The sequence below is a fragment of the Streptomyces sp. NPDC086549 genome (genome assembly GCF_044746205.1).
GTDB lineage: Bacteria > Actinomycetota > Actinomycetes > Streptomycetales > Streptomycetaceae > Streptomyces.
The window spans coordinates 336,286-357,115 of record NZ_JBIVBS010000011.1 but is presented as its reverse complement, the minus strand read 5'-3'; the positions used below and the strand labels follow the sequence as shown (position 1 = coordinate 357,115).

Annotated in this window: 17 protein-coding genes and 2 pseudogenes; 11 read left to right on the top strand and 8 right to left on the bottom strand. The window is 70.0% G+C overall.

Annotation, left to right across the window (positions count from 1 at the left end):
- Positions 1-268 precede the first annotated feature (268 nt).
- From ACIPSA_RS31685 to ACIPSA_RS31670, 4 genes and pseudogenes are all read left to right on the top strand, one after another.
- On the top strand, positions 269-691 hold the full coding sequence (locus tag ACIPSA_RS31685) for a hypothetical protein (RefSeq protein ID WP_402640542.1): 423 nt from the start codon (positions 269-271) through the stop codon (positions 689-691).
- A gap of 75 nt (positions 692-766) precedes the next feature.
- Positions 767-1,096: pseudogene (locus tag ACIPSA_RS31680) on the top strand (IS5/IS1182 family transposase); the annotation flags it as partial.
- A 43-nt stretch (positions 1,097-1,139) separates the two neighbouring features.
- A pseudogene (locus ACIPSA_RS31675) lies at positions 1,140-1,274 on the top strand (selenide, water dikinase SelD); the annotation flags it as partial.
- A 127-nt stretch (positions 1,275-1,401) separates the two neighbouring features.
- Positions 1,402-2,151: a PP2C family protein-serine/threonine phosphatase gene (locus ACIPSA_RS31670; protein WP_402640493.1), complete on the top strand. Its 750-nt coding sequence runs from the start codon at positions 1,402-1,404 to the stop codon at positions 2,149-2,151.
- A 42-nt stretch (positions 2,152-2,193) separates the two neighbouring features.
- On the opposite strand, the gene ACIPSA_RS31665 is transcribed toward ACIPSA_RS31670, so the two are convergent.
- From ACIPSA_RS31665 to ACIPSA_RS31645, 5 genes are all read right to left on the bottom strand, one after another.
- Positions 2,194-2,856, bottom strand: coding sequence for a protein-L-isoaspartate O-methyltransferase (locus ACIPSA_RS31665; RefSeq protein ID WP_402640491.1), 663 nt, complete (start codon positions 2,854-2,856; stop codon positions 2,194-2,196).
- 69 nt (positions 2,857-2,925) lie between these two features.
- Positions 2,926-4,179 (bottom strand): SpoIIE family protein phosphatase, encoded by a 1,254-nt coding sequence (locus ACIPSA_RS31660; protein WP_402640489.1) that lies wholly within the window; start codon positions 4,177-4,179, stop codon positions 2,926-2,928.
- Between the two features lie 208 nt (positions 4,180-4,387).
- Positions 4,388-5,161 carry a PIG-L deacetylase family protein gene (locus tag ACIPSA_RS31655; protein ID WP_402640486.1) on the bottom strand — a complete coding sequence of 258 codons (774 nt, stop codon included), beginning with the start codon at positions 5,159-5,161 and terminating at the stop codon, positions 4,388-4,390.
- Between the two features lie 178 nt (positions 5,162-5,339).
- Positions 5,340-5,561 (bottom strand): hypothetical protein, encoded by a 222-nt coding sequence (locus tag ACIPSA_RS31650; protein ID WP_402640484.1) that lies wholly within the window; start codon positions 5,559-5,561, stop codon positions 5,340-5,342.
- A gap of 330 nt (positions 5,562-5,891) precedes the next feature.
- Positions 5,892-6,089: a hypothetical protein gene (locus ACIPSA_RS31645; protein ID WP_402640482.1), complete on the bottom strand. Its 198-nt coding sequence runs from the start codon at positions 6,087-6,089 to the stop codon at positions 5,892-5,894.
- Between the two features lie 622 nt (positions 6,090-6,711).
- Here ACIPSA_RS31645 and ACIPSA_RS31640 point away from each other — a divergent pair.
- Entirely contained in the window at positions 6,712-7,290 is a 579-nt protein-coding gene (locus tag ACIPSA_RS31640) for a carboxymuconolactone decarboxylase family protein (protein ID WP_402640539.1), read from the top strand.
- A complete protein-coding gene (locus ACIPSA_RS31635) occupies positions 7,287-8,153 on the top strand; it encodes an RNA polymerase sigma-70 factor (RefSeq protein WP_402640481.1) in 867 nt (288 codons plus the stop codon). The genes ACIPSA_RS31640 and ACIPSA_RS31635 overlap by 4 nt, the downstream gene beginning before the upstream one ends.
- 142 nt (positions 8,154-8,295) lie before the next feature.
- On the opposite strand, the gene sbnA is transcribed toward ACIPSA_RS31635, so the two are convergent.
- Entirely contained in the window at positions 8,296-9,282 is a 987-nt protein-coding gene (gene sbnA / locus ACIPSA_RS31630) for a 2,3-diaminopropionate biosynthesis protein SbnA (RefSeq protein WP_402640478.1), read from the bottom strand.
- Between the two features lie 356 nt (positions 9,283-9,638).
- On the opposite strand from sbnA, the gene ACIPSA_RS31625 reads away from it, so the two are divergent.
- The 5 genes from ACIPSA_RS31625 (at position 9,639) to ACIPSA_RS31605 (ending at position 17,149) form a co-directional block, all read left to right on the top strand.
- The gene (locus ACIPSA_RS31625; RefSeq protein ID WP_402640475.1) at positions 9,639-12,266 is read left to right on the top strand and encodes a Pls/PosA family non-ribosomal peptide synthetase; all 2,628 of its coding nucleotides are present in this window, start codon (positions 9,639-9,641) and stop codon (positions 12,264-12,266) included.
- Between the two features lie 37 nt (positions 12,267-12,303).
- Positions 12,304-14,817, top strand: coding sequence for an amino acid adenylation domain-containing protein (locus ACIPSA_RS31620; protein ID WP_402640474.1), 2,514 nt, complete (start codon positions 12,304-12,306; stop codon positions 14,815-14,817).
- Positions 14,818-14,838: 21 nt separating this feature from the next.
- Positions 14,839-15,843: a TauD/TfdA family dioxygenase gene (locus ACIPSA_RS31615; RefSeq protein ID WP_402640471.1), complete on the top strand. Its 1,005-nt coding sequence runs from the start codon at positions 14,839-14,841 to the stop codon at positions 15,841-15,843.
- 32 nt (positions 15,844-15,875) lie between these two features.
- The gene (gene sbnB, locus ACIPSA_RS31610; RefSeq protein WP_402640469.1) at positions 15,876-16,910 is read left to right on the top strand and encodes a 2,3-diaminopropionate biosynthesis protein SbnB; all 1,035 of its coding nucleotides are present in this window, start codon (positions 15,876-15,878) and stop codon (positions 16,908-16,910) included.
- Positions 16,911-16,978: 68 nt separating this feature from the next.
- Positions 16,979-17,149: a hypothetical protein gene (locus ACIPSA_RS31605; protein WP_402640467.1), complete on the top strand. Its 171-nt coding sequence runs from the start codon at positions 16,979-16,981 to the stop codon at positions 17,147-17,149.
- Between the two features lie 41 nt (positions 17,150-17,190).
- Here ACIPSA_RS31605 and ACIPSA_RS31600 read toward each other — a convergent pair whose 3' ends face one another.
- Positions 17,191-17,667: an iron chaperone gene (locus ACIPSA_RS31600; RefSeq protein ID WP_402640464.1), complete on the bottom strand. Its 477-nt coding sequence runs from the start codon at positions 17,665-17,667 to the stop codon at positions 17,191-17,193.
- A gap of 230 nt (positions 17,668-17,897) precedes the next feature.
- Positions 17,898-20,699, bottom strand: a complete 2,802-nt coding sequence (locus ACIPSA_RS31595) for an ATP-binding protein (RefSeq protein WP_402640462.1) — start codon at positions 20,697-20,699, stop codon at positions 17,898-17,900.
- Positions 20,700-20,830 lie beyond the last annotated feature (131 nt).

Sequence of the window (20,830 nt, the reverse complement as noted above, 5' to 3'; positions counted from 1 at the left end):
GCGGACAAGCAAACAGCAGAAGATCCAATGGAAGATGCAGCCGAAGATCCACCACATGAGTGGGCAATGGACCTTCGGCTATGCCATGCCTGTTGCGAGCCCATGCCTCCTGTGAGCCGACTCACTCCGAATCTGCTGGCGGCGCGCGACCGCGACCCTTAGCTTGCTAAATAGACAGATTTTTATCCTATGCGGAGGCACCGGCGCCGCGCATACTGTTTCGCAAGATAATCAAGGCGAACGCCGGGAAGGTGGATCAGTGAGCAGCATGGACGCCGTGTGGGTGCGGGGCGTGAACGGCATTCAGTTGCATCACGTGACCGATCTTCAGGATGCCGGCCGGTTTTTGGGCAACGCAGCGATGGCACTGCGGGCCGCACACGTAAGGACCGGCGCCGACCGGTACTCCAGCATCGCCGCCGAGCTGAAGAGCCTGGTGGAGCGAGTGCGGGAACTGGAGGACGAGGCGCGGTCGAGCATGCACGACCTGCACTCCACCGACCCCGAGCGGTTCGCCCGCTGCCGGGACGGTCACGAGCCGTGGCCTGGTGAGATCCCGGCGGGATTCATCCCACGCCACACCTGCAAGGACGAGTGCCTCTACCACGATCGCGAGGTCCTCGACGCCATCACGCAGTGCACCTGCGGCCAGCCGCCGTGCCGGGCATGCGAGATCGGCGGGAAGCTCTGAGAAGCCCGAGCCTGAGCGGGTACGGAGGGAACTCCCTCGTCCCCCTAGGCTCCGTCCGCACTCGCTGACGTTGAACGGCCGCAGGACGCGGTGGTCTTCGACCGGCTCGTTCTGGCACTGGTGTCGGGGATGGGCTACGAGCGGGTTGCGGATGGGGCGTGTTCGGCGACGACGATCCGGCGTCGGCGGGACGAGTGGATCGCTGCCGGTGTCGCCGGCCACCTGGTTCTCGCGGTGTTGCGGGCCTACGACCAGATGGTGGGTCTTGAGCTGGAGGACCTGGCCGCGGACGGTTGTATCACCAAGGCACCCGCGGGCGGCGAGTGCGCCGGCCGGTCCCCGGTGGACCGGGGCAAGCGGGGCCTGAAGCGGTCCCAGCTCACCGACCGTTACGGCATAGAACTCGACGTCCGTGCATCCGGCCGCGGCCGCCACGGCGTCCCGGGCGGCCTCCGACGACGAGGCGCTGCTCCTGGCCGACGCGCAGACCTCCGGCGGGCTGCTGGTGGCCGGCGAAGTTCCCGGCGCGCCTGTCGTGGGCGAGCTGCTGCCCCGCCGTGACCACGTCCTGGTGATCCGCTGACCCGGCCCGGGCCGGCGGCGGCGACCCTGGGGCCGACGGGCGGCCGCCCCGAAGCCGCCTACCCTTGATGCAGGGAATGCGTACCTGCGTAGGTTGTGTGCCCGGTGCTGGAAGGCGGTGGCGTTCCGTGCCCTACGTGGCTGTGAGTGCGCTGAGTCATCCCGGGCTGCTCCGCGACCGGAACGAGGACAGCCTCGTCGTCGGACCGTGGACCCTGTGCGCCACGGTGACCGAGAGCCCGCAGACCCTGGTCTTCCCGCTCGGGACACCCCTCGTCATCGCCGTCGCCGACGGGCTCGGCGGCCATCCGGGCGGCGAGGTGGCCAGCGCCCTGGTCGTCCGCCGGATCGCGTCGACAGGTTCCGCCCTGAGCAGTGAGGACGCCGTCCGCGACGCCCTGAACGCCTGCAACCGTGCCGTGTACCAGGCCGCCGGCGGTGACGAGGGAAGCGCGCTCGCCACCATGGGGACGACGATCGCCGGCGCCGTCGTACAGCCCGGCTCGCTGATGGTGTTCAACGTGGGTGACAGCCGGGTCTTCGCGGCCTACCGGGACGGGCTGCGTCAGGTCAGCGTCGACGACAGCCCCCCGCTCGAACCCGGGCAGCGCACCACGTCCGTGGTGACCCAGTGCCTGGGCGGTTCCCTCGCCTACCGCGCCATCAGCCCCCATGTGACGGCCACGGCCGTGTCGCCCGGCGACCGCTATCTCATCTGTACCGACGGTCTGACCGATCCGGTGCTCACGGATGTGATCGACGATGTGATGCGGGAGCACGACGACGGCCGTGCGGCCTTCGAGCTGTGGAAGGCCGCCATCGAGGCGGGCGGCCCCGACAACATCACGCTGGCGGTCGTACGCGTCTCGGACGAGTAAGAGGTCATGGGACGAGCAAGGGGTCTCGGGACGAGTAGGAGGTCAAGGAAGGCCCGCATCGTCCGGCGGGAAGCCGTATCGCCCCTGCAGCCGGACGAAGTAGGCCGCGGTCAGCACCCGCAACTGCTCCAGACCCGATGTGGTGCGCTCGAAGCACACCACCCGCTCGTGCCCGCCCGGCCCGATCGGCTGTACCAGGCGGCCGCCCGGCCGCACCTGCGCGGCCAGCGGCGCGGGCACTTCCGGGAACGCGGCGGACACGAGAACCGCGTCATAGGGAGCGCGGTCCGGCACGCCGCCGCTGCCGTCGCCGACCCGCAGCTCCACGTTCCGCACGCCGTGCCGTGCGAGATTCACCCGAGCCTGCCGGGCGATGCCCGGCCGCATCTCGATGCTGACCACGTCGGCGGCCAGCAGGGCGAGCAGCGCGGTCTGGAAGCCGAGGCCGGTACCGACCTCCAGGACGTGCTCGCTCCCGCCCAGACCAAGGCCCTCGATCATCATGGCCGACAACGAGGGTTGCGTAGTGACCTGCCCCTGCCCGATCGCAACGGGTACGTCCCGGTAGGCATCGGCCACCTGACCGGCCGGGACGAACCCCGCCCGAGGTGTTGCCCGCACGGCGCCGAGCAGCCGTTCGTCTCCGATCCCAGCGGCTCTGAGGGCTCGTACGAGATCCTCGGGCTCCTTGGGCAGGAATTTCACGGGAGGGTCACCACCAGGCTGGTCAGGTGCTCCTGGAGCGCCAGGGCCCAGGGGCCGGCGTTGCGGCGCTCAATGCCCCGTGCCCTCTGGAAGGACGGAGCGATGGTGCAGCCGGGCGGCCAGGAGGGCGACGTCGTCCTCGGCGTCCGTGGCGTCGAGGCTGGCGAGCACCGTGTCGAGGATGTCCTCGACGCCCGACGCGGCCTGGAAGCCGACGCTGGCCAGCCGGTTCAGGGACTGGTCGATGTCCTCACCGCGGTGCTCGACGAGCCCGTCGGTGAAAAGCATCAGTGTCTGGGAGGGGTCCAGCTTGTACGTGGCCGGTTCATAGCCGCCCAGACCGGTGCCGAGCGGCGGGCCGACCGGCACCGGCAGCAGGGAGGCACGGCCTGCCGCGTCGATCACGACCGGAGGCAGGTGGCCGGCGCTGGCCAGCGTCACCTGGCCGCGGTTGGGGTCGACCTGCGCCACGAGGCAGGTGGCGGGTCTGCGCTCCGACTCGGTGGAAGCCATGTCGTCGAGCTGGCGCAGCACACGGTGCGGGGGCAGGTCGGCGGAGGCGATGTAGCGCAGCGAGGAGCGGTAGGCGTTCATGTCGACCGCCGCCTCCAGGCCGTGGCCCATGACATCGCCGACGACGAGCAGGGTGCGGCCGAAGTGCAGCCGTACGGTCTCGCACCAGTCGCCGCCGATCAGTGCGCTCTGCCCGACGGGCAGATAGCGGATGGCGACGTCCAGGTTCGGGTGCGGCCGGCCCGGTTCGGCGAGCAGGGCCCGCTGCAGCTTGCCGATGATGCTGCTCACCGCGTCGTGCTCCCGGGCGTGCCGGATGTGGGAGGCGGCGCGTTCGGAGAGCAGCGTCATGAGTGCCGCCTCCTGGTGGGTGAAAGGCGCTTCCTGCCGGGCGCACACCAGTGCTCCGTAGTGGTGGCCCCCGGTGGCCAGCGGCACACACAGAGTGTGCGGGGCGCCGCTCGGGGCGGGAGAGGTGACCGTGTTCTTTCCCGGGGCAGCCGCCTCCTGGGCCGCCGCGGCGGCCCACTCGGCGTCGGGCAGCGCCGCGGGGTCACCTGCGACGACCTCGTAGTCCGAGTCGGCTCCGCGTCTGAGGCACAGCACCGCTGCCGTACCACCCGCCAGCCCGACGGCCGCCCGGGTCAGCTCCGTGCAGGTCGTGCCTTCGTCGAGCGTCGTACCGATTCCGGCCGCCATGGTGTGCAACTCGGCGAGCTGGGCGAGCGCGCGAGAGTCCGGGGCAGCCTCGCTTCCGACGACGGCGCCTGTCGTCGGCGGTATTCGAAACGGCGAATTCCAGTCCACCACAACAAACACCCTAAACGGCGAAGGCCCCGCAGACTGTCATGGTTATTTCAAGTTGCCCTGTGTAACAGGGCCCCGAAGGGCGGTGCTGCGCCTCGGGCCGACACGCTGATGAGCTCGTCGGTGACCCACCCTCTACGACGCACGTCGGCTGGTCGAGCTCCTCGTCGCAGGACTGCGCCGATCGCGGTGCCCAGGGGCCGGGGCGAGGTCAGGCGGTCAGTTCCCGCAGCTCACCCGGCCTGGGTCTGGCGTCCACACGCATGTACCACTCGGTGGCGAGGATGCGTTGCCGGGTGTCGGCAGGAAGGCGGGACAGGATGGCCGGAAGGGGGCGGCGGCGTCGCACTTCACTGCGGTGGGCGAGGATGGCGCGCCACTTCGTCCGCAGCCATGGGCTCACGTCGACGCGTGCGGCCACCTGCTCGTCCGGGACGCTGAGCACGGACTTGCCGACCTGAGTCAGGAGGCTGCCCAGCTCTCCGACACCTGAGTGCGGGTGCGTCGCCAGGTAGAGCGCGCTGGGGTGCCAGGGGGCTCCCGCCTCGGGATAGAGGTGTTCGAGTCCGGCCGCGTGTACGGCGAGCGTCGTCGCACGGTGGGTATGGACATGATCCGGGTGGCCGGTGAGACCGCCGTAGGCGTCGTGGGTGACAACGATCTGCGGGCGGAACTCCCTGAGGTGTTTGACGATCCGTTCGACAACGTCGTCGAGCGGTGCGTCGCACAGGCGTGGCCGACCGGGTGCCGACTCGGGGATCCGGGCGTCGGCGTATCCGAGCATCCGTGGCTCACCGGCTCCGAGGATCCCGAGCGCGTCGGCGAGTTCGGCAGCCCGGTGGCTGTCGGGCGCCCAGGTGGTGGTGACGACCGCGGTACGCGTGTTCGCGGCGGCATGCTGGGCGAGTACGCCGCCCGCGGCCAGGGATTCGTCGTCGGGATGGGCGAAGACCGCGAGCAGGGACGGTGAACGGGGTGCGGTCATGTCCGCTGGCCTTTCTGCCGGCACAAGGGTGAGCAGGCCCTCCCAGAGGGCTGGGGTGAGCACCCACATTTCTACGGACAGCGGTTCGCCGCAGGCAAGCGGGAGGGCCTCGAGCCGGACGTCACCCCGAGACGGAGGCTGATGTCGGAGTGCGTGACGTCGGGTGCTGCCGACGCCGTCAGCCGAGGTGTCCGAAGACGGCGGCCAGGAGCACACCGGACGTGAGGAAGACGAGGGTCAGCGTCGCCATGGCGGCCTTCTGTTCCTGGGTCACCTCGGTCCGTGCCATGGTCATTTCGGTGCCGGCCGGGGCTGCTTCGGCTGTCGGTGTGTGGATCGGTTCGCCGCCCTCGCCCAGCACACGTACCGTTCCCATCCCGTGCTTCAGGTGGTTGCTCACCAGCCAGACGTTGACGGGATAGGCGAACGCCAGACTTCAGGGTGGTCGTTCTCACTCCAGTGGACGTACCGCCCGGGTCGGGGGCAGTCGTATGCGGGGTGGGTGGTCACCGTACGGCGGGTGGGGGAGAGGATCCGCAGTTCGGCTCGCGCCCTGTAGTGACCCTGGCCCGGGAAGGTCCCCAGGAGGTGGAGCCGTGCCCGCCTCTGGCCTCGGACCACCGTTTCACGCAGGACGCCCGAGTTGGTGCCGTCGCTTCGGACACCGTGCGCAATCCGGCGGACGGCCCGAGGTGCTGCCAGGCCAGGAACGCGATGACAAGGATCAGAATCAGCGCGGGCAGGGCATGTCTGCGCGGGCGCCGACGCGGGGCGCGGGGGCCGGTGGTGCGGCGGGCAGCGCGCTGTGGGTCGCGGCCTGAACCGCCCAGTAGCAGCCCCTGTTCTGGAAGGTGTGGTCGACGCTGGGCGTGTACTGGGTGGCGCCGCCGCGGCGGGCACCAGCAGTCCCGGCCGGCCGGGGAGCCACGACCGAACCCAGCCGTGGTCCGGTGGCCGGCCCAGGACCGTGCGCGCGGTGTCCGTGGTGGTTCGCGGGGCGTTGCGCGCCGAGGGCAGCAGCGGCAGCGGTGCCACCAGCGCGGCGAGTCGGCCGCGGCCGCGTTCCTCCCAGTCGGGCCCGTGGGCGGCGCCGGCGGGCGCCAACAGTTCCGTGACGAACGCCTCGGCGTGGGTGGGCCGTTCCTCCGGGACCTCGGCCAGACCGCGCCGCACCAGGATCCCTACCGCCTCGGGGACCTCGTCGGCGGGGATGGGCGCATCGCCCCCTCCCGGCCGCTCCTACGATCCGGCTCATGACGGACTCCGGCTCTGGAAGACGCGGGACCAAGTGCGAGCGCTCGGCGTGGCACGATCGCGCCGAGCCAGCCGGGTGCGCAGTGACTCGCTGAGCTACTTCACCGCGACCGGGACACCGGTCTCCGCCGTGCCACCGGAGTCCCACTCGCTCCGGAACTTCGGGTCACGCGGTGAGAGACATCTTCTCGGCCACCGCGGTTGCGCCTGTTGTCACATGCGCAGGACCGGCTTGTCACATGCGCGGGTCCGGCGGTGTCTTCATGCCGGACAGACACACGGACAAGGAGAACACCATGGCGCTACGCCTCCCGAAGGCCGAGCTCCCCGCCGAGCTCAAGGAGAACATGATCAAGCAGCTCGGTGCCGTGCCCGAAAACGTCGAGGTGCTGTGGCACAGTCCCAAGGTCACCCAGGACAACCTGGAGTTCGGCGCAAGGGTGGGTGCGTGGGACGCGGCCGACGCGAGCCTCAAGTCGTTCGCGCACATGGCCGTAGCGGCACAGGTCGGCTGCAGTTGGTGCCTCGACGTCGGCTACTTCCAGGCGCACAACCAGAACCTGGACCTGGCCAAGGCCGGCCAGGTGCCGCGCTGGCGGGAGTCGGAGGTGTTCACGCCGCTGGAGCGGGACGTGCTGGAGTACGCCGAGTCCATGACGAACACGCCGCCGACCGTCACCGACGAGCTGTACGCGGGCCTGCTCGACCGGCTCGGCCCCGCGGCGATGGTCGAGCTCACCGCGTACATCGCCTATGTCAACCTGGCGACCAGGGCCAACGTGGCGAACGGGGTCGAGTCGCAGGGCTTCTCCGATGCGTGCGAGATTCCGCCGACCGCGCGCCCGGGCAAGTCCGGCGTAGCGTCCACGGTATGACCGAGGATCCCTTCGTCGCCCATCGCAGCCTGCTCTTCACCGTCGCCTACGAGATGCTCGGCTCCGCGGCCGACGCGGAGGACGTGCTGCAGGAGACCTGGCTGCGGTGGGCCGACATCGACCAGTCACAGGTGCGTGACCCGCGGGCGTACCTCGTGCGAGCCGTTACCCGGCAAGCGCTCAACCGCCTGCGGACGTTGTCGCGCAGTCGCGAGGACTACGTGGGCCAGTGGCTGCCCGAGCCAGTGCTGACCAGTCCCGACGTCGCCGAGGACGTGGAACTCGCGGAGAGTGTCTCGATCGCGATGCTGACCGTGCTGGAGACACTCGGGCCCGTGGAACGGGCGGTGTTCGTGCTCCGCGAGGTCTTCGACATGCCGTACGGCGAGATCGCCGAGGCCGTCGGGAAGTCCGCCGCCGCGGTGCGGCAGATCGCGCGGCGGGCACGTGAGCATGTGGCGGCTCGACGGCCACGGGTGCAGGTGAGCCGGTCGGAGCAGCAGGCCGTGGTGGAGCGGTTCGTGATCGCGTTGCGAACCGGGCGGTTGCAGGAGCTGTTGGAGGTCATGGCGCCGGAGGTGGTGATGATCGCCGACGGCGGCGGGTTCGTGGCCGCCGCTCTGGTTCCGATCCACGGGGCCGAAGTGGTGGCGGAGTTGCTCGCGCGCGCGAACCGGGTGGTGGCCGCGTTCGATGCGACGACCGTGTGGCTCAACGGCGCGCCCGCGGGCCGCATCGAGGTCGACGGCGAGCCGGGCGCGGTGAGCCTCGTGGTGGAGAGCGGGCGGGTCACCCGGATCTACGTGCTGAGAAACCCACGGAAGCTGACGCGACTCGACAAACCGACCGAACTCGCCAGGTAAGCCCGCTGCCGCTCTGGTGTGGTGAGTGTTCCGGGCGTTTCCCACCGCCCGGAACACTCACGACCGCGCGGTGGCCGGACCGGACATGCGGGCGGCGCTGCCAGGGCGTGGCAGGCCGGTGAACCAGAACTGACCGCGGAGGTCAGGCTGCCTGGGAGGCCAGGGTCAGGGCCCCGGGGTCGAGGACGTCTTCGCCGTACAGGTCCCGCACCCAGGCGCTCTGGTAGACGGTTTCCAGGTACCGCTCACCCAGATCCGGGGCGATGGCCACCGCGGTCGGTTCCCGTCCCTCCTGACGAGCCAGCCAGGCCATCGCGCCGCTGACCACCGTGCCGGTGGAACCCCCGAACAGAAACCCACGCCTGGCCAGCCGGTGACAGGCCCGGATGGTGTCGGCCTCTGACACGCGCACCACATCGTCGACACAGGACTCGTCCAGCAGCGGGGGGCGCCTGCTGGTGCCCAGGCCGGGAATCATCCGGCGACCGGGGGCGCCCCCGAAGGTCACCGAACCCATGGCGTCGACGGCCACGACGCGTACCGGCCGGTGCCACTCGCGGAAGTAGCGCGCGCAGCCCATCAGCGTCCCGGTGGTGCCGGCCCCGACGAACAGCACATCCAGGTCCGGGAACCGCCGGGCGATGGCCGGGGCGGTCCATCGGTGGTGGGCCATGCCGTTGCTCGGGTTGGTGTACTGGTTGAGCCACACATAGCGCTCGGCGGAGGCGCACAGCGCCCGGACGTGGTCGATGCGCGCACCGAGGAAGCCGGTGACGGGGTCGGGTTCGGTGATGACACGGACCTGGGTGCCCAAGGCCTCCATCATCATCCTGGTCGCCAGGTTGCAGCGGGAGTCGGTCACGCACAGAAACCGGTATCCCCTGTTCGCCGCTATCACGCTCAGGGCCACGCCCAGGTTTCCCGAGGACGACTCGACCAGAACCGAGTCCGGCGTCAGCAGGCCGTCGCGTTCGGCGGTCTCGACCATTTCGGTAGCGGCCTTGAGCTTGATCGAGCCCGCGAAATTGAATCCCTCGCACTTGAGGAACAACGGGTGCTCGAAGATTCCCTCAAGGTCGACGTAGAGATCGTCTTCATTGAAGGCCTGAGGGGCGGATATGACAGGCATAGTCGTCTCCTCGACGATGGAAGGCCTCCCGGTAGCTGATCCGTCGCGGTGCCGCACGGGGAGGAATTCGGCGGCGAGTGGCGACTCGCCGGAATGCCTCCAGTACGCCCGAATCGGAGCAGTCGCGTCATGCCACAGAAATTCGGGGCTTGACACGCGCCCTGCGCGCGCATACGCGGCGCGACAATCGCCGGACGATGGAAAGCGGCCGATTATCCAGGGCCACTACTCGGTGTCAAGTCCCGAAAATTAGAGGCACGACAGGAACTCCCCGGACGGGCCTACTGGAGAGGCGGGCGATCACGAATTCGTGTGCCCCCGACCGACGCGGACCGAAACGTCCTCAAGGAGTTCACATGCCAGAGAGAACCGCGGACACGTGTGCGGCCGATCCGGCGACTGGCACCGAGAGGCTTCTGGCCGAGGTGCTGGCCGGCGTCGTACGCGTTGAGCAGGTGCCGTCCCACAGTCACTTCTTCAACGACCTGGGCGCTGATTCCTTGGTGATGGCGCGGTTCTGCGCGCGGGTGAGGAAGCGGGAGGACCTGCCGACGGTGTCGATGAAGGACATCTATCGATACCCCACCATCCGGAGTCTGGCCGTCGCGCTCATCGACGCCGCGCCTGCTGGCGTTCCCTCTCCCTCTCCCTCCCTCTCCCCGTCCCTGTCCCCGTCCCCGTCCCTGAATGCGGCCAAGGAGGCATCGGCGTCGGCGCGGACACCGGCCGACGCGTGCGCTTCGGCGGACGCAGAGGCTTCGGTCGACGCGGGCGCTTCGGCAGCCACACGGCGATACATCGTCTGCGGAACGCTGCAGTTCCTGTTCTTCCTGGGCTATTCCTTCCTTGCCGCCCTCGCCGCCGCCGAAAGCTATGAATGGATCTCCGTAGGCTCGGGTCTGTTCGACCTCTATCTGCGCTCGGTCCTGTGCGTCGGCGTGGGCTTCCTGGGCCTGTGCGTCTTGCCGATCGTGGCGAAGTGGACGCTCATCGGCCGCTGGCGATCAGGCGCGTTCCCCCTGTGGGGCATGGCCTATCTGCGGTTCTGGGTCGTCAAGACCCTGATCCGCACCAGCCCCCTGCGCCTGTTCATCGGTTCACCGCTCTACGCGCTCCACCTCAGGGCGCTCGGCGCGCGGATCGGCAGAGGCGTCACGATCCTCACCCGCGCGATCCCGATCTGCACCGACCTGCTCACCGTGGGTGAGGGCACGGTCGTCCGCAAGGACGTGCTGCTGTCCTGCTACCGCGCCCACGGCGGCCTGATCCAGACCGGCCGGGTCACGCTCGGCAGCAATGTGCTCGTCAGCGAGCACACGGTCCTCGACATCGAGACCGAGCTGGGCGACGGCGCCCAGCTGGGCCACGCATCCTCGCTGCACGCCGGACAGGTGGTGCCCGCCGGAGAACACTGGCACGGTTCGCCGGCGCAGCCGACCGACGTGGACTACGAGAGGGTCGGCCCCGCCGACTGCCCCGCCCGCAAGAGGACCACCTACTGTGTTCTGCAACTGCTGAGTCTGCTGCTGGTGTGGCTGCCGTTGACCATGGGCGGCGTGAGCGTCCTGCTGGCCGGCGTCCCGCAGCTGCACGCGCTCCTGGCCCCCCGGCCGATGACCAGCCCGGCGTTCTACGTCGACGCCCTGGCCGCCTCCCTGACGGTCCTCTTCGGCTCCGTACTCGCCGGCCTCCTGTTCGTGGGCACCGTGCCGCGTGTCCTCAACCGGGCCGTCGAACCCGGCAAGGTCTATCCGCTGTACGGCTTCCACTACGGCATCCAGCGGGCGATCGAGTTGATGACCAACAGGAAGCTCCTCACCACGCTCTTCGGCGACAGCTCCGGCATCGTCCACTACCTGCGCTACCTCGGATACGACCTGTCCCGCATCGAGCAGACCGGGTCGAACTTCGGCACCGAGGTGAAGCACGACAACCCCTACCTGAGCTCCGTCGGTACCGGCACCATGATCGCCGACGGCCTGTCCCTCATGAACGCCGACCACTCCGGCACGTCCTTCCGCGTTTCCCGTACGTCGATCGGGCCCCGGAACTTCCTCGGGAACCGCATCGCCTACCCCTCACAGGGCAAGACCGGCGACAACTGCCTGCTCGCCACGAAGGTGATGGTCCCCATCGACGGCCCGGTGCGTGAAGGCGTGGGCCTGCTCGGCTCACCCAGCTTCGAGATCCCGCGCACCGTGATGCGGGACAACAGGTTCAACCATCTGGAGACCGGCGACGAGTTCCGCCGCCGTCTGACCGCCAAGAACAAGCACAATGCCGCAACCGTCGGCCTGTACCTGGTGGCACGGTGGACCCACCTCTTCGTCATCACCCTCATCACCATGGGCGCGGCCGACCTCTATCCCTCGTTCGGCGCGCTGGCGATCGCCCTGGCCGGCATCCTCGCCTTCACGTTCACCGTCGTCCACTTCGTGCTGATCGAACGGGCCTCCAACGGGTTCAAGGCGCAGAAGCCGCTGTACTGCTCGATCTATGAGCCGCCCTTCTGGCGTCACGAACGCTTCTGGAAGATGGCGTCGGTCGAGTACGTCGAGGCGTTCAACGGCACCCCCTTCAAGAACGTGATCCTGCGGCTCCTGGGGGCCCGGATCGGCGAGCGGGTCTTCGACGACGGCTGCTTCTTCCCGGAGCGCACCCTCGTCACCATCGGCGACGACAGCACGCTGAACGCCGGGACCGTGGTCCAGTGCCACTCGCAGGAGGACGGCGCCTTCAAGTCCGACCGCAGTGCCCTCGGCAGCGGCTGCACCCTCGGGGTCGGCGCCTTCGTCCACTACGGCGTGACGATCGGCGACGGCGCCGTGCTCGCCCCCGACTCCTTCCTCATGAAGGGCGAGGAAGTCCCCCCGCACGCCCGGTGGGCGGGCAACCCGGCCCGGGACATGCCGGGCAATGACATCCACCTCGGGGGCCACAGGGAAATCGACGCCGCTCATGTCGTCCGAGCCCGCGGCAACTGACACCGCGACACCGGCCAGAAGCAGAGGAGACGATCCGATGGCAACGTATCCGAACCCCACACGAGACGGCCTGGAGTACTGGCGCGGCGTCCTGGCGGCAGGCGGACTCACCCCCGTCCCGCGCTGGACCCTCCAACCGGTGCCCGGCGTGGGCCAGTACGAGACACAGGCGCCCGACGGCACTCTCACCGGGCTGTGCCGCCTGGCGGACGAACTAGCGATACCGCTGGAGTCGCTTCTGCTGGCGGCGCACGCCAAGGTGCTCGCGGCACTGTCCGGAGAGCAGGAGGTCATCACCGGTTACGTCACCGAGGGTGGCAGCCCGCTGCCGTGCCGGCTCACCACCGCACCCGTCTCGTGGCGGGAACTGCTGGACACCACCCACCAGGCGTCCACGGAACTGCTGGCGCACCAGGACGTTCCGGCCGCGGAGATCGAGCATCTGGAGCGCGAACTGGGCCTGACCGGGCCGTTGTTCGAGGCAGTCCTCGATCTCGGCACGATCGACAGGGATCTCACCGAGGACACCACGCTGCGGATGGGCATCCGGCACCATGACGGCCGGCTCGTGCTGCGGCTGCGTTACCGCACCGACCGGCTCGACGCCGACAGCGCCGTCCGTATCGCGGGCTATCACCTGACCGCGCTCGCGCTGATGACCGCCGACCCCGACGCCGAACACGCACGCCAGAGCCTGCTGTCCGATGAAGAACTGCGGTTCCAGCTCGAACAACTTGCCGGGCCGACAAGAGAGTTGCCGAACGCGAGGGTGCATGAGCTGTTCGAGGACCGGGTGCGGATGCATCCGGATGCCATCGCCGCCGTGCACGCCGACCGGCGGTGGACCTACGCGGAGCTCAACGCCCGGGCGAACCGGCTGGCCCGCGCCCTCGCAGCCCGCGGGCTCGCCCGCGAAGGTGTCGTCGCGGTGGTGACCGAACGCAACCTGGACTGGCTGGCCGCTGTTATCGCGGTCCTCAAATCCGGAGGCGCCTACCTCCCCATCGAGCCGCACTTCCCGGCCGAACGCATCGCCGCCGTCCTCTCCCGCGCCGACTGCACCCTGGTGCTGACCGAACCCGGCAGCACCACCACCCTCGACCAGGCACTCGACTCCCGGCCGGGAGTCGAAAGACTCCTCGTCGAGGCGGCCTACGAAGAAGAGCACGCGGACGACGACCTCGGCATCCACGTCACGCCCGACCAACTGGCCTACATCTACTTCACCTCCGGCTCCACCGGTGAGCCGAAAGGCGCCATGTGCGAACACGCAGGCCTGCTCAACCACCTTCATGCCAAGATCGACGACCTGCGGATCGGGGAGGGGCAGGTCGTTGCCCAGACCGCGCCGCAGTGCTTCGACATCTCCCTGTGGCAACTGCTGTCCGCCCTGCTGACCGGTGGGCGAACCCTGCTGGTCGAACAGGACGCCGTCCTCGACGTCCCCCGATTCCTCGACACCATCACCGAGGGCAGGGCCACCGTCCTGCAGCTCGTGCCCTCGTACCTCGAAGCGGTGCTGACCGAACTCGAACGGCGCCCCCGCGCACTGCCCGACCTGAGGTACCTGTCGGTCACCGGTGAGGCACTGCAGAAGGAGACCGCCGAGCGCTGGTTCACCGCGCAGCCCGGGATCGCGCTGGTCAACGCCTACGGACTCACCGAGACCTCGGACGACACCAACCACGACGTCATGCACCGCACGCCGGAACGCGTCCTGCTCGGCCGCCCGGTCAACAACGTGCGTGTCTACGTCGTCGACGAACACCTCGCGCCGGTGCCACTGGGCGCCCCGGGCGTGATCGCGTTCTCCGGAGTCTGTGTCGGCCGCGGGTACATCAACGATCCCGAACGCACCCGAGCGGCTTACCTGGCCGATCCGCACCGCCCCGGCACGCGGCTCCATCTCTGCGGCGACCACGGACGCTGGCATCCTTCGGGGAAGCTGGAGTTCCTCGGCCGCCGCGACACGCAGGTCAAGATCCGCGGGTTCCGGATCGAGATCGGCGAGATCGAGAACGCCCTGCTCCGCCTCCCCGGTGTCCGCGACGGTGCGGTGGTGGTGGGCGAGCAGGCGGATCAGAGCAAGCACCTGGTCGCCTTCTACTGCGCCCCGAAGCCCGTCGACGCCGGGACCCTCGCCGACCGGCTGGGTGCGTCTCTGCCCGCCTACATGGTCCCGTCGGCGTTCCACTGGCGCGAAAGCCTCCCGCTGACCGCGAACAGCAAGATCGACAAGAAGGCACTGGCGGCACTCGCCACACAACTCGCCGCCCACGAGGGCGATCACGAGCCGCCGGCCACACCGACCGAGCAGCGGGTGGCGGCCGCCTGGGGACACGTCCTCGGCGTGCCACAGAGCCACATCGGCCGCCGTGACCACTTCTTCGACCGCGGCGGCACCTCCCTCACGGCGGTGAAACTCGCCATAGCCCTGGACCGCGCCGTGGCCCTCAAAGACGTCATGGCGCACCCGGTCCTCACCGACCTCGCGGCGCTGGTCGACACCCGGCCCGAGCGCCGGGCGACCGAACCGATGGCCTCTTCCTGAACCGCGTCGAAAGGAAACACGATGTCCTGCCTGTTCCCGGCGTCACTCCTCCACGTGGAGCTGCGTCCCGGCATGCCCCCGATCCTGCCCGTGGATACCCCTGACGACGCGTCGGCCTGGGCGGCCGACCACCGTCAGGTACTGCGCACCCTGGTCACCGAACACGGCGCGGTCCTCGTCCGTGGCCTGGACCTGCGCGACGCGGACCGGGCCGCCGACGTCCTCCACCGCCTGGCCGCCGCCCCGATGACCGACAGGGAATCGTTCGCCCCCCGTCGGACCTACACCCCGGGCGTGTACTCCTCCTCGGCATGGCCGCCGAACCAGCCGATGTGTATGCACCACGAACTCAGCTACACGCTCCAGCCCCCCGGTCTCGTGCTGTTCGCCTGTCCGACCGCGCCCACCACCGGCGGAGCCACCGCCGTCGCCGACGCCGCCACCGTCCTGGAGGCACTGCCGGCAGAACTGGTCCGCCGCTTCGAACAGGAAGGCTGGCTGCTCTCCCGCACCTACAACGACGAGATCGGCGCCTCCTGCGGCGAGGCCTTCGGCACCGATGACCGCGGGGCCATCGAGGACTACTGCCGTACCTCCGGCATCGCATTCGCCTGGCAACCCGACGGCAGCCTGCGCACCCGCCAGCGCCGCCCGGCCGTGACGGCCCACCCGGTCACCGGCCGCCGCTGCTGGTTCAACCAGGTCGCCTTCCTCAACGAATGGACGATCGAACCCGAAATCCGCGAATACCTCATCGACGTCTACGGCGCCGAATCGCTGCCGTTCAACACCAGCTTCGGAGGCGGCGACCCCATCGGCCCGGACATCATCCAGCTCCTGAACGACATCTACGCCACCCATACCGCCCGTGAGCCGTGGCGGGCCGGCGACCTCATGCTCGTCGACAATGTGCGCACCGCACACAGCAGGGAGGCCTTCGAAGGACCGCGTGAGGTACTCGTCGCCATGGCCGAGCCACTGAGCCCGGTCCAGTGCCCGCCGGCCGGTGAGACGAGTGCCGGATGACCGCCTTCCGTCCCACGGCAATGGAGCCCGTCATGTCCCAGCCGCACACCGTGCCCCCGTTCGCAGTGATCTCCGGCGCCCAGGTCCAGCGCGCCCTGCGGGACCGGGAGCCGCAGATCGTGGACCTCGTCGAGGCCACCTACCGGCTGCACGCCGCCGGAGAGTCGGTCAACCCGCCCTCCTACTTCCTGCGCTTCCCCGACCGCCCCGCCTCCCGGATCATCGCGCTGCCCGCCTCGATCGGCGGGCGGGTGCGGGTGCACGGCCTCAAATGGATCTCCAGCTTCCCCGACAACGTCCAGGCCGGCATCCCCAGGGCGTCCGCCGTCCTGATCCTCAACGATCACGACACCGGCTATCCCTTCGCCTGCCTGGAAAGCTCCATCATCAGCGCCACCAGAACCGCCGCATCCGCGGCATTCGCCGCCGACCACCTCACCCGCAACCGGCAACGCCCCACCCGCTTCGGGTTCTTCGGCACGGGCCTGATCGCCCGTTACATCCATACGTTCCTGACCGCCCTGGGCTGGTCCTTCGACGAGACCGGCGTCCATGACGTGTCCCACCACAGCGCCGCGGGTTTCCGGAGCTACCTCCAACAGACCGGCGCCGACGGACGGATCACCGTGCATGACAGCCCCGAGGACCTCATCCGCTCCAGCGACCTCGTCGTGTTCGCCACCGTGGCGGGCCGGCCACACGTCAGCGACCCGGCCTGGTTCCACCACAACCCACTGGTTCTGCATGTGTCCCTGCGCGACCTCGCGCCCGAGATCATCCTCGACTCGACCAATATCGTCGACGACGTCGACCACTGCCTCAAAGCCGACACCTCCCCGCACCTGGCCGAACAGCTCACCGGCAACCGCGACTTCCTGCACGGCACACTCGCCGACGTCATGACCGGACAGGTGACGCCCCCCACCGACCGGCCCCTGGTGTTCTCGCCCTTCGGCCTCGGAGTACTCGACCTCGCTGTCGGCAAATACGTCTACGACGAGACGGCCCGCTCCGGACAGCTCAACGTCATCGAGGACTTCTTCCACGACCTGCGCCGACACGGGTGACCGGCCCGCAGCGCCCCGCACATGCCATTCCGCCGGCCGCTCTGTAAAGTGCCCGGTCAGGGGGCGACATGGCCGATCAGAACTGGGACGACGACACCGAGTACCGCCAGGCCAAGGGCCGGGCGTGGCTCATGGTGGCCATCTCCTCGTGCTGCTCGCTGCTGGTCCTCGCGCTCATGGCCCTCGCAGCTTTCGGTGTGAGTCTCTTCGTGGCTGTCGTGGAAGCGCTCAGCGGATGACCCGTGGCGGTACAGCCGGGCCGAGGTGAGGAGCAACGGCCTCAGTTCGCCGCCTTCTTGATGAGTGCGCCGATCCGCGCCTCGTCGGCGGCGGTCAATCGCGTCAGGGCGAAGGCGGTCGCCCACATGGTGTCTTCATCGAGGTTCGCCTGGTCGCTGAAGCCGAGCGTGGCGTACCTCGACTTGAACTTCTGCGCGCTCTGGAAGAAGCACACGACCTTGCCGTTCCTGGCGTACGCGGGCATCCCGTACCAGAGCTTCGGCGCGAGGTCCGGCGCACTGGCCTTGACGATGTCATGGATCCGCTCGGCGAGGACCCGGTCCGCCTCCGGCATCTCGGCGATCTTCGCGAGCACTTCGCTCTCCGGATCCGCCTTGGCCGCGCGCGGGCTGCGGCGCCCGGCTGCCTTCAGCTCCTGGGCGCGCTCCTTCATCGCGCTTCGTTCCTCGTCCGTGAAACCGTCGTACTTCTCGTCGGTCGAGCTGGTGGTCGTGGCGGACGTCTGAGTGCGCTTCATGGCGGGTTTCCTCTCTCGCGGGACTTGCTGGCGGCCATCTCAGACTAGGGGGCCCGCCGCGGCGGAGGCTTCTCCAAAACTGATCGGATGAGGTGCCCTTGCACTGCCTCGGATGAACACGCGCCGACCCGGAGAGCGCACCCATCCCTTCCAACCCGTGCCCGCCGGCCCTCGCCTGGCTCATGTTCAGCCGGAACGGAAAGTTTCGAACACTCCGGTCCCGCCCCCGGTCACTGCGGCGGAATCCGCGAGAGGGCGTCGCGGAGCTGGGCCCTGGCGCGGATACCGAGCTTGGGGAAGATCTTGTGCAGGTGGTAGCCGACGGTCCGGTGCGAGAGGTGGAGCCGGGCCGCGATGTCGCGGTTGGTCAGGCCCTGAGCGGCCAGTTCGGCGATCCGCTGTTCCTGCGCGGTGAGCCCGCTCGCCGGGCTCACGGCCGTCACCGCTGCCGCCGGGGCTCCTGAGGCCCGCAGTTCCGCGGCCGCGCGATCGGTCCAGGGCCGGGCATCGAGCCGCTGGAAGCACTCCAGTGCCGCGCCGAGGTGGGGGCGTGCCTCGGCGCTTCGGCGCTGTCGGCGCAGCCACTCACCGAAGTCGAGCTGCGCGAGTGCCTTCTCGAAGGGCCAGCAGTCGACGGCGGAGCCGGCCAGGGCAGCACGGAAGTGGTCCTCGGCGTCGTCGGTGTCGCTCAGCAGGGCGGCGGCCCGGTGCAGGACGGCGGCCAGCCGCGGGGACCTGTCGGGTCCCAGGCCGTCCTCGACGGCGTCGACCACCGTGCGCGCGTCGTCCGTCCGCCCGGCGCGGACTGCCGCGGCGGCCAGGTCGCCCAGGCAGTAGGCGGACGCGTGGTAGTGGACGGGAGCGGGGCGGAAGTCGCGGGTGAAGGTCGCGCGCAGCTGCTCGTAGGCATCGGCATGGTCTCCGGCGACGAACGCGGCCATTCCCACGGCGTACCGGTGCCGGACCTGAAGGCTCAGGGATCTGCGCAGGTCCACGCCCCGTACGGCTTCCATGGCCTGCGCCCGCGCGGCCGCATGGTCGCCCCGCAGCGCGTGCAGCGTGGCCTGGAGGATGCGGGAGCCCACGGTCGCGTTGTCGGCCCCCGCCTCCGTGGCCATCCAGAACGCCTCCTCCGCCGCGGACCGGGCCGCCGTCCATGAACCGCTCTCGAACAGGGCGAGGGCGAGCGCCTGCGTGACGGTAGCGTTCGCGCCCGCGCTCCCGGCGCGTCGCAGGACGTCCATGGTCCGCCCGAGAATGCGAACGGCCTGCTCGGTCTCGTCCAGGATCCAGGTCGTGCCGCCGAGCGCGGTGAGGTCGCCCAGCGACTCCTGCGACATGGCGGCCAGCCCGTCCTGCAGGAGCCGTATGAGCCGTGCCCGTCGGTGATGTGGATCGAGGACCGCCTGGGACCAGGCGAGGGCGGCGGGATCGCCGGCTTCGCCGATCAGACCGCTGATCCGCCGCAGTTCCGCCCGGTAGAACGGCGCCCCGGAGTTGTAGACGGACGTCGCGGCGGTGCTCAGGGTACCGAGCGCCAGGTCCGGAGCCGTGGCGGCGGTGGCTTCGGCGACGCCGAGCAGCAGCGCCAGCGCCTCGTCGTGGCGGAGCGTCACCCCCAGGGCCCACCCGCCCAGGAGGGAGGCTTCGGCACGCATGCGTGGATCCTCGGTCAGGCCGGTGACGCGCCCAGTGATCTCGCCGACCCACTGCGGATGGCCCGCGAACATGGCCGCCCGCGCGGCCGCCAGCAGGCGCCGGGCGCGCAGCTCCGGTGCCGGGGTCAATTCCGCGGCGCGCTCCAGTGCCGCCGCGGCCGCCGCGTACCCGCCCCTGGTACGGGCGCGTTCGGCACTTTCCGCGAGGGCGTCGGCGACCTCCGCGTCCTGGCCCGTCGCGGCGGCGGCCAGATGCCAGGCGCGGCGGTCCGGTTCCCCGGCGAGGGCGGAGGCCAGGGCGAGGTGGGCCTGCCGACGCTCGGCGAAGGAGGCCGCTTGGTAGACGGCCGAGCGGACCAGCGGATGGCGCAGCAGCACCTGGCCGTCCTCCACCCGCACCAGGCCGACCCGCTCCGCGGGGGCCAGCGCCTGGACGACGTCCAACAGCGGGGCGGCGCGCAGGAGGTCGGCCAGTTGCCCTGTTCCCGCGGCGGCGACCAGGGTCAGCGCCTCACGCGTAGGCCGGGGCAGGCCGGGAAGGTCGGCGGCGAAGAGGTTCTCCAGGCGCGCGGTGAGCGGAAGCGCGGCACCGCCGTCCTGACCCGTGCCGGTTCGGCCCCGGGCGAGGGCCCGGGGCAGCTCGATCAGGGCCAGCGGGTTGCCGGCAGCCTGCTGGAGGATCTGGGTGCGGGCCCTGCCGCGGGGCGGGTTCGGCCGGGCGTCCAGGAGCAGCCCCGCAGCGGCCCGGCTCAGCGGGCCGACGGTCATGTGCGGGAAGTCCCGGTCGAAGCGGGACGGCACGGCCTCCTCACGAGCGGCGAGGAGCATCACCACCGGCTTGCCCTCCAGACGCCGGGCGAGGAAGCCGAGCAGGTCCACCGAGCCGAGGTCGAGCCACTGGGCGTCGTCCACCAGCAGGAGCAGCGGTTGGCGTGAGGCGGCATCGCTGATGAGGGTGAGCACGCTGATGCACAGCGACAGCCGGTCGACGGCCTTGTCGTCCCGCGCCGCCGCCATCCCGAAGGCGCGGTGGAGGGACTCCCGCTGCCGGGCAGGCAGCGCGTCACCGGGAAGCAGCGGATGCAGGAGCTGGTGGATGCCCGAGAGCCCCAGTCCGGCTTCGCCCTCGCTGCCACGCACGCGCAGGGTCCGCAGGCCGCGGGCCCGGCCCTGCTCGGCCGTCCAGTCGACGAGGGTGCTCTTGCCCGCGCCCGGCTCACCGATCAGCACCAGCACCTGCGGGCCGCTGCCGTCCACCGTCCCGAGCAGGCCCTCCAGGCGGGACAGCTCGACAGCTCTGCCCAGGATGCCCGGGTCGGCGGGGTGTTCGGCGCCGGCGTGCAGCACGGTCGTTCTCCTAGAACCGATGATCATGACGCTGGGAATCCTGTCATCCGATCGGGACCGGAAACGGCGGACGACTGGTCATGTGACGGAAGCGACGTCACCCCGCCTCCGCGATCATGGCCCTGGCCAGGGAACACGCCCACCACCAAGGGCAGCCG